Below are 14,173 nucleotides of genomic sequence, written 5' to 3' on the forward strand. Positions count from 1 at the left end.
GCCCGGGCTCAGTCGACCGAGGTCCGCGTCGGCCCCGACGCGGTCGGCGACGCCGACACACCGGCAAGTTCGAGGGCTTCGAGCGCCTCGTACTCCACCGCCAGAAAGTCCACCAGCTTGCGCACCGACGGCAGCAGGCCGCGGCGCGACGGGAACACCGCATGCACGATGCCGCTGCGCGGCGCCCATTGCGGCAGCGCATCGACCAGGCGGCCGGCCTGCAGGTCCTCGCGAACCATCATCGTCGGCATCTTGGCCACGCCCACACCTTGCAGGGCGGCATGCCGCAATGCGGCCATGTCGTCGGTCACCAGGCGGGGCTGGTGGCGCACCTCGGCGCTCGCGCCGTCGGGGCCTTCGAGCGACCAGGTGTGGTGCGGCTGGGCCGGACCGAGGTCGAGGCTGGGCAGCAGGCCGATGTCGGCGGGGCTGGCGGGGGCCGTGAGGCCTTCGAGCAGGCGCGGGTGGGCCACCAGCCGCTGCGTGCTGTGGCCCAGCACCTTCATCACCAGGTCGGTGTCTTCGAGCGGCGGAAAGCGCACGCGCAGCGCGAGGTCGAAGCCTTCCCGGATCACGTCGACGCGGCGGTTGGTGCTTTCGAGTTGCACCGTCACGCGCGGGCACTCGGTCATGAACTTCGCGACCATCTCGGCCACCTGGTAGTACACCAGCGCGGACGGGCAGGACAGCCGCACCAGCCCCTGCGGGTCGGACTGCAGGCGGTCGATGGCCTCCTGTGCGGCGTCGGCTTCGACCAGCATGGCGACGCAGTGCTCGTAGTACTGGCGGCCGATGTCGGTGACGCTGAAACGGCGCGTGGAACGCTGGATGAGGCGCACGCCCAGCCGCTCTTCGAGCAGCGCGATGCGCCGGCTCAGGCTCGACTTGGGCACGCTCAAGGCGCGGCCGGCCGGGGCAAAACCGCCGTGGTCGACCACCTGGGCGTAGTAGTAAAGGTCGTTCAGGTCGCGCATGGCTGGGGGCCCTCCGTGCCGTTGATCGTTCGTCAGATGGAACGATGAGGGCGAATTCTGGCATCTACTCAAAGCATCGTTGCGGCCCCATCCTTGATGCATGGCTTTCCCGCACCGGGCGAGCCGCCAGATGGAAAGGAAAGACCCCATGAAGAAGATCCTCGGCACCTATAGCGCCCCGCGCCCGCACTGGGTCGGCGACGGCTTTCCTGTGCGCTCGCTGTTCAGCTACGACACGCTGGGCCGCCACGCCAGCCCCTTTTTGCTGCTGGACTACGCCGGTCCGGCCCCCTTCACGCCGACCGCGCAGCCGCGCGGCGTGGGCCAGCACCCGCACCGAGGCTTCGAGACCGTGACCATCGTCTACAAGGGCGAGGTGTCGCACCGCGACTCGACCGGGCAGGGCGGCACCATCGGCCCCGGCGACGTGCAATGGATGACCGCGGGCGCGGGCATCCTGCATGAAGAGTTCCATTCCGAAGCGTTCACGCGCGACGGCGGCGAGCTCGAGATGGTGCAACTGTGGGTCAACCTGCCCGCCAGGGACAAGATGGCCACGCCCGGCTACCAGGCCATCGTCGATGCGCAGATTCCGTCGGTGCCGCTGCCTGAAGGCGCGGGCAGCGTGCGCGTGATTGCAGGCGACTACCTCGGCCACAAGGGGCCGGCCCACACCTTCACGCCCATCGACGTGTGGGACCTGCGCCTGAACCAGGGCGCGCAGGTGACGCTGCCGGTGCCCGAAGGCCATGCGGCTGCGGTCGTCGTGCTGCGCGGCACGGTGCAGGTGAACGGCGAGACGGTGGTGCGCGATGCGCAGATGGTGCTGCTCGACCGCGCGGGTGATGCGTTGACGATCGATGCGAACAACGACGCGGTGGTGCTGCTGCTGAGCGGCGAGCCGATCGACGAACCCATCGTCGGCCACGGCCCGTTCGTGATGAACACGCGCGACGAGATCGTGCAGGCGATGAAGGACTTCGGCAGCGGGAAGTTCGGGCAGATGCCGGAGGCGGTCGCGCACTGAGCGCGACGCCAGGTTCGCCGCCGCCTTGATTGAAAGATCAGGCGGCGGTGAGCATGCCCCGGGCCTCGATGAAGGCCACCACCTCGGCGACGCCCGTGTGCGTCTTGAGGTTGGTCATCACGTAGGGGCGCTGGCGGCGCATGCGTTGGGTGTCCTGTTCCATCACGTCGAGGTTCGCGCCGACGTAGGGCGCGAGGTCGGTCTTGTTGATGACGAACAGGTCGCTCTTGGTGATGCCGGGCCCGCCCTTGCGCGGGATTTTTTCGCCGGCCGCCACGTCGATCACGTAGATGGTGAGGTCCGACAGCTCGGGGCTGAAGGTGGCCGCGAGGTTGTCGCCGCCCGATTCGACGAACACGATGTCGGCGTCGGGAAAGTCTTCGAGCATGCGGTCGATGGCCTCGAGGTTGATCGACGCGTCTTCGCGGATCGCCGTGTGCGGGCAGCCGCCGGTCTCCACGCCCATGATGCGCTCGGCCGGCAGCGCGCCGGCCACGGTGAGCAGGCGCTGGTCTTCCTTGGTGTAGATGTCGTTGGTGATGGCGACGAGGTCGTACTCGTCGCGCATCGCCTTGCAGAGCATTTCGAGCAAGGTGGTCTTGCCAGAGCCGACCGGGCCGCCGATGCCCACGCGCAGCGGCGGGAACTTTTTGGTGCGGTTCGGGATGTGGTGCAGGGCGGAGGTCATGGGCGGAAAGGTCCGGTTCGGTCAGCTTCGGAAGAGGCGGGAATATTGTGTTTCATGGCGGGCCGACAACACGGCCAGCAGGGGCGCGAAGGCCTGGCGTTCGTCGTCGCTCAGGGTCATCGCGCGGTCGACGGCCGCAGGAATTTCGTTCGCGAGCCGCGCGAGGATGCGCTGGCCCGCGCTCTGGCCCAGCGGCACGGCCTTGACGGCGGCGGCGACCATGTTCTCGGCCCAGCCGAAGGCGAAGGCGAGGCAGCCGTCTTGCACGGTCGCTTCGGTGCGGCTGGCCGCGAACGCGAAGGCCACGGGGTAGGTCGCGGGCAGGCCGGCGAAGACCTCGGCCGTGTCGGCATGGTGCAGCTTCAGCCACTCGACGAAGGAGCGGCCCATCTGCTCGGTCTGCAGGAAGAACTCGGCGGATTCGCGCGTGTGCAGCACCCAGTCGTTGAGGGTGCGGATGCGTTGTGCGTCGTTCGCGTGCCAAGCCGTGATCGCCTGGGCCATCAGTGCGAGATCGCCGCGCGCGAAGCTCAGGTGCAGCTGGTCGGAGAGCCACTCGGTGGCACTGGCTTCTGATTGGATGCCGGCCCATTCGACGGCGGCCTCGATGCCTTCGGAGTACGAGAAGCCGCCCACTGGCAGGGCGGGGGAGGCTAGCCAGATGAGCTGAAGGAGGCTGTGAGGGGAGGGCATTTTTTGCGCTGTTGTTCAGGGCGCGTGCGCAGGCCACCGGGTACTTCCCTCCGCGAATGTCCCCCGCTTCGCTCCTCCTTGATTTCGCTGCGGGAAGCACCCAGTGTCCTGCGCACGGGAAGGGCGGTGGGTCATTTCAATGCGAGTGGCCGTGGGAGTGGTCGTGGGCGTGGCCGTGATCGTCGTCGAGCAGTTCGGGGGCGAGCACGAGTGGCTTCGGACCGCTCTTGCCGTGGTCATGGCCATGGTCGTGACTGTGGCCGCCGTGCGAGTGTCCTTGCGATCCGTACGCGCCGCCTTCGGGCTCGAAGGCTTCTTCGACGGCGACGACGATCAGGTGCATCGAACGCAGCATGTCGGCCAGTACGTGGTCGGGTTCGATCTTCAGGTGATCGGGCTTGAGCTCGATCGGAACATGCCGGTTGCCCAGGTGGTAGGCCGCGCGCGTCAGGTCGAAGGGCGTGCCGTGGGCCGTGCAGTGCGTGATGCGCAGCACCGGCTGCGGCGCCGCGATCACGCGCACCAGCGACCCGTCTTCCGCGACCAGCACGTCGCCGCCGCGCACGGCAGTGCCGCGCGGCAGGAAGATGCCGATCTGCCGACCCTGCGAGTCGGTGGCGTCGAAACGGCTTTTCTGGCGCACGTCCCAATCGAGTTCGATGGTGGCGGCACGCTTGAGCAGCACGGGCGCGAGACCGCGGCCCTGGGACATGAGTTTGTTGGCGGTGAGCATGGCGGGTTGCGACTCCAGATGAGGCGGAATAATATAACGCTTGTTATAACTTTTTCTCGTAGGAGTCCGCCATGTCCGCACTCAAACTGACCCAGATCGGCAACTCGGTCGGCGTCATCCTGCCCAAGGAGGTGCTGGCCAGCATGAATGTCGGCAAGGGCGACACGGTCTACCTCACGCAGGCCGCCGGTGGCGGCTTCACGCTGACGCCGTACGACGATGACTTCGAACGCCAGATGGAGGCGGCGCGGCGCGTCATGAAGAAGCGGCGCAACGTGCTGCGCGAGTTGGCGAAATGAGCGCGGCCAACCAGGCCTGGGTCTGGCTCAGCCTGCAGCTGATCCATGCCGTGCATGAGGAACAACTGGCCGAGCATGGCGGGCCGGCCGGCGTGCGCGACGAGGGCTTGCTGGCCTCGGCCATGGGCCGGCCACAGAACCGCGCGCTGTACGAATCGCCCGATGCGGCCACGCTGGCCGCAGCCTACGCCTTCGGCATTGCGCGCAACCACCCCTTCACGGACGGCAACAAGCGAACGGCTTTTGTCGCGATGGAAGTGTTCCTCGACCTCAATGGCTTCGAGCTGGTTGCGTCCGACCACGACTGCGTGCTCATCACGCTGAAGCTCGCCGAAGGCGCACTGGACGAAGACGCGCTCGCCCAGTGGATTCGCGAGCACCTGGCGCCACGGGGCGGCTGAAGCGGCGCGCGAGGCGAGGGCGAGTGAAAACGTAGGCATGGGCACGGTGCAGCAAGGGTTCCTCCTTCCATAGCAAGTACCGGGCCCCGCTCAGGGCTTGCCTCTGCGCCCCATCCGCCCCAGCATCCGCGTCATGAACAGCTTGGCCTATCTGACGACCGACGTCGCCACCCCGCTGCGTTTCGACTGCTGGCACGACGTCGTGTGCCGCCACTGCATTCCCGCGGCCAGCCGTGCGATGACGGCGGAGTCGTTCGAAGGGCGGCTCGACGTGCGTGACGTGGGCGCGGTCAGCGTCAACCGCATGTCGGCGCCACTGCATTACTGGGCGCGCGATGCGCACCACCTGCGTCAGCACCCGCTGGACGACCTGTGGCTGGCGTTCGTGCAGGAGGGCGAGGGCGCCTTCGTGCAAGGCGGGCGGCAGGGGCGGCTGCGCAGCGGGGACATGCTGCTCTACGACGCAGGCCGGCCGTTCGAATGCACGATGGACGCGCGCTCGGTCTACCTGGCGCGCATGCCGCGCCGGCTGCTGTTGCGGCGCTTTGCGAAGGCTGAAGACTTCACCGCCCGCACCATCGCCGCGGACCGCCCCGGCGCGAGGCCGCTGCACGCGATGCTGCAGGAGACGGCGAACCCGGCGTTTGCGCAGCCACATTCCGCTGCCGCCGAACGCTTCGGCAGCGCGCTCATCGACCTGCTGGCCGTGACGCTCGAACTGCAGCAGGACACCACCGGCGACGCCGGCGCCGAGCACGGCCTGCACGCGCGCATGACGGCCTACATCGCGCGCCACCTGGACGACCCGGCGCTTTCGCTCGACACGCTGGCGCAGGCGCACCACGTCTCGGCGCGCACCGTGGCGCGGGCGTTCGCGCGCCAGGGCGCCACGGCGATGGGCGCGGTCTGGCAGGCGCGTCTCGCAGCCAGCCGCGACGCGCTGATGGGCGGGCGCGCGCACAGCGTGACGGACGTCGCGTTCCAGCACGGGTTCTCCGACCTGTCGCACTTCAGCCGGGCCTTTCGCAAGGCGTATGGCTGCGCGCCGCACACGCTGCTGAAGGCGCGCTGAACGTTGCGCGTGGGGTTGTCCGCCTCAGCACAAGTGCATGTCCGGAAGAGACCAGCGCGGGCCGCGCCGCGCCGATAAGGTTCGCCCGGGGTGGCAGCTTCTGCCACTTGGTATTTGGATTCGGACCTTCTCTTTCTCAACCCTACACATGCGGGAGTCAGTCATGGCGGACAAGGAATTGCATCATCTCGAACTGCTGGAGGTCGGCCGGCAGATCCAGTCGCGCGAGCGCTCGTCGGAAGAGGTCACGCGCGCCATGCTCGCGCGCATCGAGGCCGTCGATGGCCGGCTGCGCAGCTATGCGACCCGCATGGATGCGCAGGCGCTCGACGATGCGCGCCGCGCCGACACCGAGATCTCCGCCGGCCGCGCGCGCGGGCCGCTGCACGGCGTGCCGCTGGCCGTGAAGGACCTGCTGTGGACCGAGGGCGTGCCGAGCGCGCACGGCATGACGATCCACAAGTCCTTCCGTCCGACCGAAGACGCGACCGTGGTGCGCCGCCTGCGCGAGGCTGGCGCGGTGATCCTCGGCAAGCTGCAGCAGACCGAAGGCGCCTTTGCCGACCACCATCCGCAGATCGCGTCGCCGGTCAACCCGTGGGACGCCACGCTGTGGCCCGGCGTGTCGTCCAGCGGCTCGGGCGTGGCCACGGCGGCGGGGCTGTGCTTCGGCGCGCTGGGCACCGACACGGGCGGATCGATCCGCTTTCCGTCGGCAGCCAACGGCATCACGGGCCTCAAGCCGACGTGGGGACGGGTGAGCCGCTACGGTGCCTTTGAACTCGCCGCTTCGCTCGACCACATCGGCCCGATGACGCGCAGTGCCGCCGATGCGGGCGCGATGCTGGCGGCCATTGCCGGCGCCGATTCGCGCGACCCCACGGCCAGCACGCTGCCGGTGCCTGACTATCTGGCGACGATGACGCGCGGCTTGGCCGGCCTGCGCGTCGGCATCGACCCCGCTTGGACGCTGGACCGCGTGGACGCGCCGACGCGCGCCACGCTCGCCGCCGCGATCCGCACGGTCGAGTCGCTGGGTGCTTCGGTGCGCGAGGTGGTGTTTCCCGACACGGCGCAGGCAGTGCTCGACTGGTCGCCGCTGTGTGCGGTCGAGACCGCCGTGGCGCACGAGGCGACGTACCCGGCGCGACGTGCGGAGTACGGCCCGGGGCTGTCGGGGCTGATCGACCTCGGCCTGTCGCAAAGCGCCACCGACTACCAGAAGCTGCTGCTGCGCCGCGCTGATTTCAGTGGCCGTGTGCGCACGTTCTTCGAGCCGATCGATCTGCTGCTGATTCCGGCCATTCCTTTTGCAGCGCCGACGCTCGAGCGCGCGAGCCAGCTCGGCGTGGACCCGGAGCTGCTGGCGGGCATGCTGCGCTACACCTGCCCGTTCGACCTCACGGGCAGCCCCACGCTCACCTTGCCGGGTGGTGCCACCGAGGCGGGCGTGCCGGTGGCCTTCCAGTTCGTGGCGCCGCACTTCGGCGAAGACCTGCTGGTGCGCGCGGGCTGGGCGTTCCAGCGGGCGACCGACTGGCACCGCCGGCATCCGGCGGTTTGAGCTTTCAGAACAGAAAGTACCGCTGTGCCATCGGCAGCACCTTCGCCGGCTCGCAGGTCAGCAGGTGGCCGTCGGCGCGCACGGCATACGTCTGTGCATCGATCTCCATCTTCGGCGTGTAGCCGTTGTGGATCAGGTCTTGCTTGCGCACGTTGCGGATGTTCTTCACCGCACAGAGGTGCTTGCTCAGGCCGTAGCGTTCCTTGATGCCCGCCGCCAGCCCGGCCTGCGAGACGAAGGTCAGCGAACTCTTCGCAAGCGAGCCGCCGTAGGCGCCGAACATCGGCCGGAAGTGCACCGGCTGCGGCGTGGGGATCGATGCGCTGGGGTCGCCCATCGCGGCCATCGCAATGGTGCCGCCCTTGATGATGGTGAAGGGCTTCACGCCGAAGAAGGCCGGCTTCCACACTACGAGGTCGGCCCACTTGCCGACCTCGATCGAACCGACTTCGTGCGCGATGCCGTGCGCGAGGGCGGGGTTGATTGTGTACTTGGCCACGTAGCGGCGCGCACGGAAGTTGTCGTTGCGCTCGCTGTCTTCGGGCAGCGCGCCGCGCTGCTGCTTCATCTTGTGCGCGGTCTGCCAGGTGCGGATGACCACCTCGCCGACGCGGCCCATGGCCTGGCTGTCGGAGCTGAACATGCTGATCGCGCCCAGGTCGTGCAGCACGTCTTCGGCGGCGATGGTTTCCTTGCGGATGCGCGACTCGGCAAAGGCCAGGTCTTCGGCGATGCCGGCATCGAGGTGGTGGCAGACCATGAGCATGTCGACGTGCTCGTCGAGCGTGTTCACGGTGTAGGGCATCGTCGGGTTGGTCGACGACGGCAGAAAGTTCGCCTCGCCGACCACGCGCAGGATGTCGGGCGCATGGCCGCCGCCCGCGCCCTCGGTGTGGAAGGCGCAGATGGCGCGTCCGCCCACGGCGGCAATGGTGTTCTCGACAAAGCCCGATTCGTTCAGCGTGTCGCTGTGGATCGCCACCTGCGTGTCGGTGGCGTCGGCCACGTCCAGGCAGTTGCTGATGGCGGCGGGCGTGGTGCCCCAGTCTTCGTGCAACTTCAGGCCCATGACGCCGGCTTCGATCTGCTCGTGCAGCGCATCGGGCAGGCTCGCGTTGCCCTTGCCGAGAAAGCCGAGGTTCATCGGAAACGCATCGGCCGCCTGCAGCATGCGTTCGATGTGCCACGGGCCGGGCGTCGCGGTGGTCGCGAAGGTGCCGGTGGCCGGGCCGGTGCCGCCGCCGAGCATGGTCGTCACGCCCGAGGCCAGCGCCTCCTCGATCTGCTGCGGGCAGATGAAGTGGATGTGGCTGTCGATGCCGCCCGCGGTGACGATGGTGCCTTCGCAGCTGATGATCTCGGTGCCCGGGCCGATGACGATGTCCACGCCCGGTTGCACGTCGGGGTTGCCGGCCTTGCCGATGGCGGCGATGCGGCCGTCCTTCAGGCCGATGTCGGCTTTCACGATGCCCCAGTGGTCGAGGATCAACGCGTTGGTCATCACGGTGTCGACGGCGCCTTGCGCGCGCGTGCGCTGCGACTGCGCCATGCCGTCGCGGATCGTCTTGCCGCCGCCGAACTTCACCTCTTCGCCGTAGCCGCCGGCGCGCAGCGTGTAGTCGGCTTCCACTTCGATCAGCAGGTCGGTGTCAGCGAGACGAACCCGGTCGCCCACGGTGGGGCCGAAGATTTCTGCATAGGCGCGTCGCCCGATGGTGGCCATGTTTCAGAGCTTCCCTTGAACGAGGCCGCGAAAGCCGTAGACGATGCGATCGCCGGAAAAATCGACCAGCTCGACCGTGCGCTGCTGGCCCGGCTCGAAGCGCACTGCGGCGCCCGAGGCGATGTTCAGCCGCATGCCGCGCGCGGCGGCGCGGTCGAAGTCGAGTGCGCCGTTGGTTTCGGCAAAGTGATAGTGCGAGCCGACCTGGATCGGCCGGTCGGCCGTGTTGCGCACGACCAGCGTGAGGGCGCGGCGGCCGGGGTTGAGCGTGTGCTCGCCGTCGTCGATGAGGAGTTCGCCGGGCGTCATGGCCGCCTCAGACCGCCTGGGCCAGCAGCGTGGCGCCAAGGGCGACGACGGCGGCACCGGCCACGCGCGGCAGCCAGGCGTTGGCATGGCGCAGCGCCCAGCCCAGCGCGATGCCGGCCGCGTGCAGCAGCAGCGTGGCGCTGACCATGCCGGCCAGCGTGAGGGCGGCGCCGTGCTCGCCCGCCAGCTCGTGGCCGTGCGCCACGCCATGGAAGACGGCGAACAGGCCCACGACGGCCATGGCGGCGCCGGCCGGCAGGTGCACGCGCGTGGCGACCAGCAGGCCCAGCACCAGCAGCGAGGCCGCAATCATCGGCTCGACGGCTGGCAGCTGCACGCCGGCCAGCCCGGCCAGCGCTCCCGCGAGCAGCATGCCCGCGAAGGCCAATGGCGCCCACAGCAGGTCGGGCCAGGCGCGGCGCGCGACCAGCGCGCTCCACAGGCCCACCGCGACCATCGCCGCGAGGTGGTCGGCGCCGGTCAATGGGTGCATGAAGCCGGTGACGAAGCCGTGGTGCACGCCGCCGTCGACGCCGGTGTGGGCGCTGGCGGCCAGCGGCAGCAGGAGGGTGACGAGCAAGGCGGAAGTCTTTGCGAAGCGCATGGCGGGATCTTTCTTCTTGTGGCGGAGGTTCTTCAGACGATCGGCTGGTGGACGGTCACGAGCTTGGTGCCGTCGGGAAAGCTGGCTTCGACCTGGATGTCCGGGATCATGTCGGCGATGCCGTCCATCACGTCGGCGCGGGTGAGCACGCTGCGGCCCTCGCTCATCAGCTCGGCGACGCTCTTGCCGTCGCGGGCGCCTTCCATCACGGCGGCGGTGATCAGCGCGATGGCCTCGGGGTAGTTGAGCTTGAGCCCGCGCGCCTTGCGGCGTTCGGCCAGCAGGGCGGCCGTGAAGATCAGCAGCTTGTCTTTTTCGCGCGGGGTCAGTTCCATGGCGGCGGCTTCGTCGGGTGGCGGTCGGTGATTATGGGCAAGCCAATCTCTTTGCAACAGTCGTGCCCTGTTCGCCAAATGACGTACCCGGTGGCACGGAAGCTGCACCGAAACGGTGTGAACCCTGCCGACGCACCCCTCCTTTCCGACGACGCGCCCCAGCGCATCGTGAAGGTGCGGCGCGACTACAACAGCTGGGTCGCGAGCGAAACGCTCGAGGACTACGCGCTGCGCTACACGCCGCAGCGCTTTCGCAAATGGTCCGAATGGCGGGTGGCCAACACGGCCTTCGGGGCGGCGTCGTTCCTCGTGCTGGAGGCGGTCGGCGCCACGCTGCTGGTGCAGTACGGCTTCGCCAATGCCTTCTGGGCGATCCTCGTCACGGGGCTCATCATCTTCCTGGCGGGCTTGCCGATCAGCGTGTACGCGGCGCGCTACGGCCTGGACATGGACCTGCTCACGCGCGGCGCAGGCTTCGGCTACATCGGCTCCACGCTCACCTCGCTGATCTACGCGAGCTTCACCTTCATCTTCTTCGCGCTCGAGGCGGCGGTGATGGCCTACGCGCTCGAGCTGGCGCTGGGCATTCCGCCGGTGTGGGGCTACCTGGTGTGCGCGCTGGTGGTGATTCCGCTGGTCACGCACGGGGTGTCGGTGATCAGCCGGCTGCAGCTGTGGACACAGCCGCTGTGGCTGCTGATGCTGGTCGTGCCCTTTGTGTTCGTGCTCGTGCGCGATCCTGGTGCGTTTGCGGGCATCACGCACTACAGCGGGGCGAAGCCGGGCGCGCAAGGATTCAACTTGCACCTGTTCGGTGCTGCGCTGACGGTCGGCATCGCGCTCATCACGCAGATGGGCGAGCAGGCCGACTATCTGCGCTTCATGCCGGCACGCACCGCGGGTTCGGCGCGCCGCTGGTGGGCCGGGGTGCTGGCGGGCGGGCCGGGCTGGGTGGTGCTGGGCGTGGTCAAGATGCTGGGCGGGGCGGCGCTGGCCTACCTGGCGATCACGCACATGGTGCCGGTCGAGCGCGCGGTCGATCCGAACCAGATGTACCTGGCGGCCTACGAGTACGTGTTTCCGAACTACGGCTGGGCAGTGGCCGCGACCGCGCTGTTCGTGGTGATCTCGCAGCTCAAGATCAACGTGACGAACGCCTATGCGGGCTCGCTGGCCTGGAGCAATTTCTTCTCGCGCGTGGCGCACAGCCACCCGGGGCGCGTGGTGTGGGTCGTGTTCAACGCGCTCATCGCCTTCATGCTGATGGAGATGAACGTGTTCGAGGCGCTGGGCGACGTGCTCGGGCTGTTCGCCAACATCGCCATCGCCTGGATGATGGCCGTGGTGGCCGACCTGGTCATCAACAAGCCGCTGGGGCTGTCGCCGCCGGGCATCGAGTTCAAGCGTGCGCACCTGTGGGACATCAACCCGGTGGGCGTGGGCGCGATGGCGTTGGCGTCGGTGCTGTCGATCACGGCGCACCTCGGTGTGTTCGGGCCGTTGGCGCAGGCCTTCTCGGCGCTGATTGCGCTCGGCACGGCGCTGGTGGCGTCGCCGCTGCTGGCGTGGGCTACGGGCGGCAAGTACTACCTGGCGCGCACGTCCGACGTGGGCGGCTCGGTGCTGTTCGCGCCGGCTGCAGGCGGGCGCAAGGTGCGCTGGGCGCGGGTCGAATCGACGCCGGACGACGGCGGCAGTTACCAGCGCCTGAAGGTGCAGCACTGCGTGATCTGCGAGCGCGAGTACGAAGGGCCCGACATGGCGCACTGCCCGGCCTACCAGGGCGCGATCTGCTCGCTGTGCTGCACGCTCGATGCGCGCTGCGGCGATCTGTGCAAACCGCACGCGAGCCTGTCGGCGCAGTGGTCTGGCGTGCTGCGCTGGCTGCTGCCGCGCCGCAGCTGGCGCTACCTTGACACGGGGCTCGGGCACTTCCTGCTGCTGATGCTGGTCATCGTGCCGCTGCTGGCCGTGGTGTTCGGCGTGCTCTACCAGCAGGAGCTGCGGGCCTTGAGCGAGGGCGCGCTCGCGCTGGCGACGCAGGTCGACGTGGCCGGGGCGCTGGCCGCCGTGCAGCAGGCTTCATTGCGTTCGGGCTTCCTGAAGGCCTACATGGCGCTGCTGGTCATCGCGGGCATCGTCGCGTGGTGGCTGGTGCTGGCGCACCAGAGCCGCAAGGTGGCGCAAGAGGAGTCGAACCGGCAGACCCACCTGCTGGTGCGCGAGATCGCTCTGCACCGCGAGACCGACCGCGCGCTGCAGGACGCCAAGCAAAGCGCCGAAGAAGCCCGTGAGATTGCCGAGCACGCCAAGCTCGCGGCCGACCAGGCGCGGCGCGCGGCGGACCTCGCGAACCAGGCCAAGAGCCGCTACATCAGCGCCATCAGCCACGAGCTGCGCACGCCGCTCAACAGCATCCTGGGCTACGCGCAGCTCATGGGCGAAGACCACTCGGTGCCGCCGCACCGCCAGCAGGCCGTGGCCGTCATCAAGCGCGGCGGCGAGCACCTGCTGTCGCTCATCGAGGGCACGCTGGCCATCGCCCACATCGAGGCCGGAAAGCTCACCCTCGACGCGCGGCCGATGCGCTTTGCCGACGCCATGCGCGAGCTGGCCGACATGTTCGAGCTGCAGGCGGCCGAGAAGGGCCTGCGCTTTCGCTTCGAGGCGGCCGGCGCATTGCCCGACGTGGTGCGCGCCGACGAGAAGCGCGTGAGCCAGATCCTCATCAACCTGCTGGGCAACGCGATCAAGTTCACAGCGGCGGGGCAGGTGACCTTGCGCATTTCCTATGCACGCGAGTTCGCCGCCATCGAGATCGAGGACACCGGGCCGGGCATGACGGAGGCCGACATCGAGCGCATCTTCGAGCCCTTTGCGCGCGGCCACGCGGCGGTGTCGTCGGCGCCGGGCGCGGGCCTGGGCCTGACCATCGCGAAGATGCTGACCGACCTGATGGGCGGTGAGATGAAGGTGCGCAGCACGCCGGGCGAGGGCTCGCTGTTCTGCGTGCGGCTGTTCCTGCCGCGGGTGCACGAGGCGGTGGCGGGTAGCACCGCGCGCATCGCACCGGCACCGCGTGCACGGCGAGGCTACGAGGGCGTGCGCCGGCGCCTGCTGGTGGTCGACAACGAGGAGGCCGATCGCGAACTGCTGGGCCATGTGCTCGCGCCGCTGGGCTTCGAGCTGCGCAGCGCGGCCAGCGGCCACGACGCGCTGGACCTCATCGCCGCGGGCTACCGGCCCGACGCGATGTTCGTCGACCTCGCGATGCCTGGCATCGACGGCTGGGAAACCATCCGACGCGCGCGCAAGCTGCGGCTGGCCGAAGCGTCGGTGGCCATCGTCTCGGCCAATGCTTTCGACAAGGGGCTCGACAACGACGTGGGCATTGCGCCCGAAGACTTCTTCGTCAAGCCCGTGCGCCACAGCGAACTGCTCGACTGGCTGGAGCGTCGGCTCGCCTTGACATGGACCGACACCGCCGCGCGGCCTGCGCCCGCCGTGGCCGCGCCGCGCGCGATGCAGCCGCCGTCGCTGGCGCGCCTGCGCGCGCTCGACGAAGCGGTGGGCCTGGGCTACTTTCGCGGCATCATGAACCAGCTCGACGACATCGACGCCGCGCAGCCCGAGTGCGCCGCGTGGACCGAGGTCCAGCGCGCGCTGGCCCGCCAGTTCCAGTTCGAGGCCATGGGCCGCGCACTGGCCGAAGCCGCCGAGGGCGCCGCATGACTCTCTTGTCTCCACCGAC

14 protein-coding genes are annotated in these 14,173 nt (G+C 68.9%); 6 read left to right on the plus strand and 8 right to left on the minus strand.

Annotation, left to right across the window (positions count from 1 at the left end):
• Positions 1-8 precede the first annotated feature (8 nt).
• Entirely contained in the window at positions 9-974 is a 966-nt protein-coding gene (locus tag RZE79_RS06325) for a LysR family transcriptional regulator (protein WP_319359471.1), read from the minus strand.
• A gap of 148 nt (positions 975-1,122) precedes the next feature.
• On the opposite strand from RZE79_RS06325, the gene RZE79_RS06330 reads away from it, so the two are divergent.
• Positions 1,123-2,001 carry a pirin family protein gene (locus RZE79_RS06330; RefSeq protein WP_319359472.1) on the plus strand — a complete coding sequence of 293 codons (879 nt, stop codon included), beginning with the start codon at positions 1,123-1,125 and terminating at the stop codon, positions 1,999-2,001.
• A 37-nt stretch (positions 2,002-2,038) separates the two neighbouring features.
• Here RZE79_RS06330 and ureG read toward each other — a convergent pair whose 3' ends face one another.
• The 3 genes from ureG to ureE form a co-directional block, all read right to left on the minus strand.
• Entirely contained in the window at positions 2,039-2,689 is a 651-nt protein-coding gene (ureG, locus tag RZE79_RS06335; RefSeq protein WP_319359473.1) for an urease accessory protein UreG, read from the minus strand.
• Between the two features lie 21 nt (positions 2,690-2,710).
• Positions 2,711-3,382: an urease accessory UreF family protein gene (locus RZE79_RS06340; protein WP_319359474.1), complete on the minus strand. Its 672-nt coding sequence runs from the start codon at positions 3,380-3,382 to the stop codon at positions 2,711-2,713.
• 136 nt (positions 3,383-3,518) lie between these two features.
• Positions 3,519-4,115, minus strand: coding sequence for an urease accessory protein UreE (ureE, locus tag RZE79_RS06345; protein ID WP_319359475.1), 597 nt, complete (start codon positions 4,113-4,115; stop codon positions 3,519-3,521).
• A gap of 71 nt (positions 4,116-4,186) precedes the next feature.
• Here ureE and RZE79_RS06350 point away from each other — a divergent pair, with 71 nt between their 5' ends.
• The 4 genes from RZE79_RS06350 (at position 4,187) to RZE79_RS06365 (ending at position 7,451) form a co-directional block, all read left to right on the plus strand.
• Entirely contained in the window at positions 4,187-4,414 is a 228-nt protein-coding gene (locus tag RZE79_RS06350) for an AbrB/MazE/SpoVT family DNA-binding domain-containing protein (protein ID WP_319359476.1), read from the plus strand.
• The gene (locus RZE79_RS06355; RefSeq protein WP_319359477.1) at positions 4,411-4,815 is read left to right on the plus strand and encodes a type II toxin-antitoxin system death-on-curing family toxin; all 405 of its coding nucleotides are present in this window, start codon (positions 4,411-4,413) and stop codon (positions 4,813-4,815) included. Before RZE79_RS06350 ends, RZE79_RS06355 begins: the two co-directional genes overlap by 4 nt.
• A 133-nt stretch (positions 4,816-4,948) precedes the next feature.
• Positions 4,949-5,887, plus strand: coding sequence for a helix-turn-helix domain-containing protein (locus RZE79_RS06360; RefSeq protein WP_319359478.1), 939 nt, complete (start codon positions 4,949-4,951; stop codon positions 5,885-5,887).
• 163 nt (positions 5,888-6,050) lie between these two features.
• Complete coding sequence (locus tag RZE79_RS06365; RefSeq protein WP_319359479.1) at positions 6,051-7,451, plus strand: amidase; 1,401 nt, start codon at positions 6,051-6,053, stop codon at positions 7,449-7,451.
• Positions 7,452-7,455: 4 nt separating this feature from the next.
• Here the strand turns inward: RZE79_RS06365 and ureC are convergent, their stop codons facing one another.
• From ureC to RZE79_RS06385, 4 genes are read right to left on the minus strand one after another with little or no spacing between them, the layout of a single operon-like run.
• Positions 7,456-9,174 carry an urease subunit alpha gene (gene ureC, locus RZE79_RS06370; RefSeq protein ID WP_319359480.1) on the minus strand — a complete coding sequence of 573 codons (1,719 nt, stop codon included), beginning with the start codon at positions 9,172-9,174 and terminating at the stop codon, positions 7,456-7,458.
• 3 nt (positions 9,175-9,177) lie between these two features.
• Positions 9,178-9,483, minus strand: a complete 306-nt coding sequence (locus RZE79_RS06375) for an urease subunit beta (RefSeq protein ID WP_101488958.1) — start codon at positions 9,481-9,483, stop codon at positions 9,178-9,180.
• A gap of 7 nt (positions 9,484-9,490) precedes the next feature.
• Positions 9,491-10,087, minus strand: coding sequence for a HupE/UreJ family protein (locus RZE79_RS06380; RefSeq protein WP_319359481.1), 597 nt, complete (start codon positions 10,085-10,087; stop codon positions 9,491-9,493).
• 32 nt (positions 10,088-10,119) lie between these two features.
• Positions 10,120-10,422 carry an urease subunit gamma gene (locus RZE79_RS06385; RefSeq protein WP_101488960.1) on the minus strand — a complete coding sequence of 101 codons (303 nt, stop codon included), beginning with the start codon at positions 10,420-10,422 and terminating at the stop codon, positions 10,120-10,122.
• Between the two features lie 102 nt (positions 10,423-10,524).
• Here RZE79_RS06385 and RZE79_RS06390 point away from each other — a divergent pair, with 102 nt between their 5' ends.
• Positions 10,525-14,154, plus strand: a complete 3,630-nt coding sequence (locus RZE79_RS06390; protein WP_373696564.1) for an ATP-binding protein — start codon at positions 10,525-10,527, stop codon at positions 14,152-14,154.
• The last annotated feature ends 19 nt before the right edge of the window (positions 14,155-14,173 follow it).

The organism is Variovorax sp. EBFNA2, assembly GCF_033802765.1.
GTDB lineage: Bacteria > Pseudomonadota > Gammaproteobacteria > Burkholderiales > Burkholderiaceae_C > Variovorax > Variovorax paradoxus_H.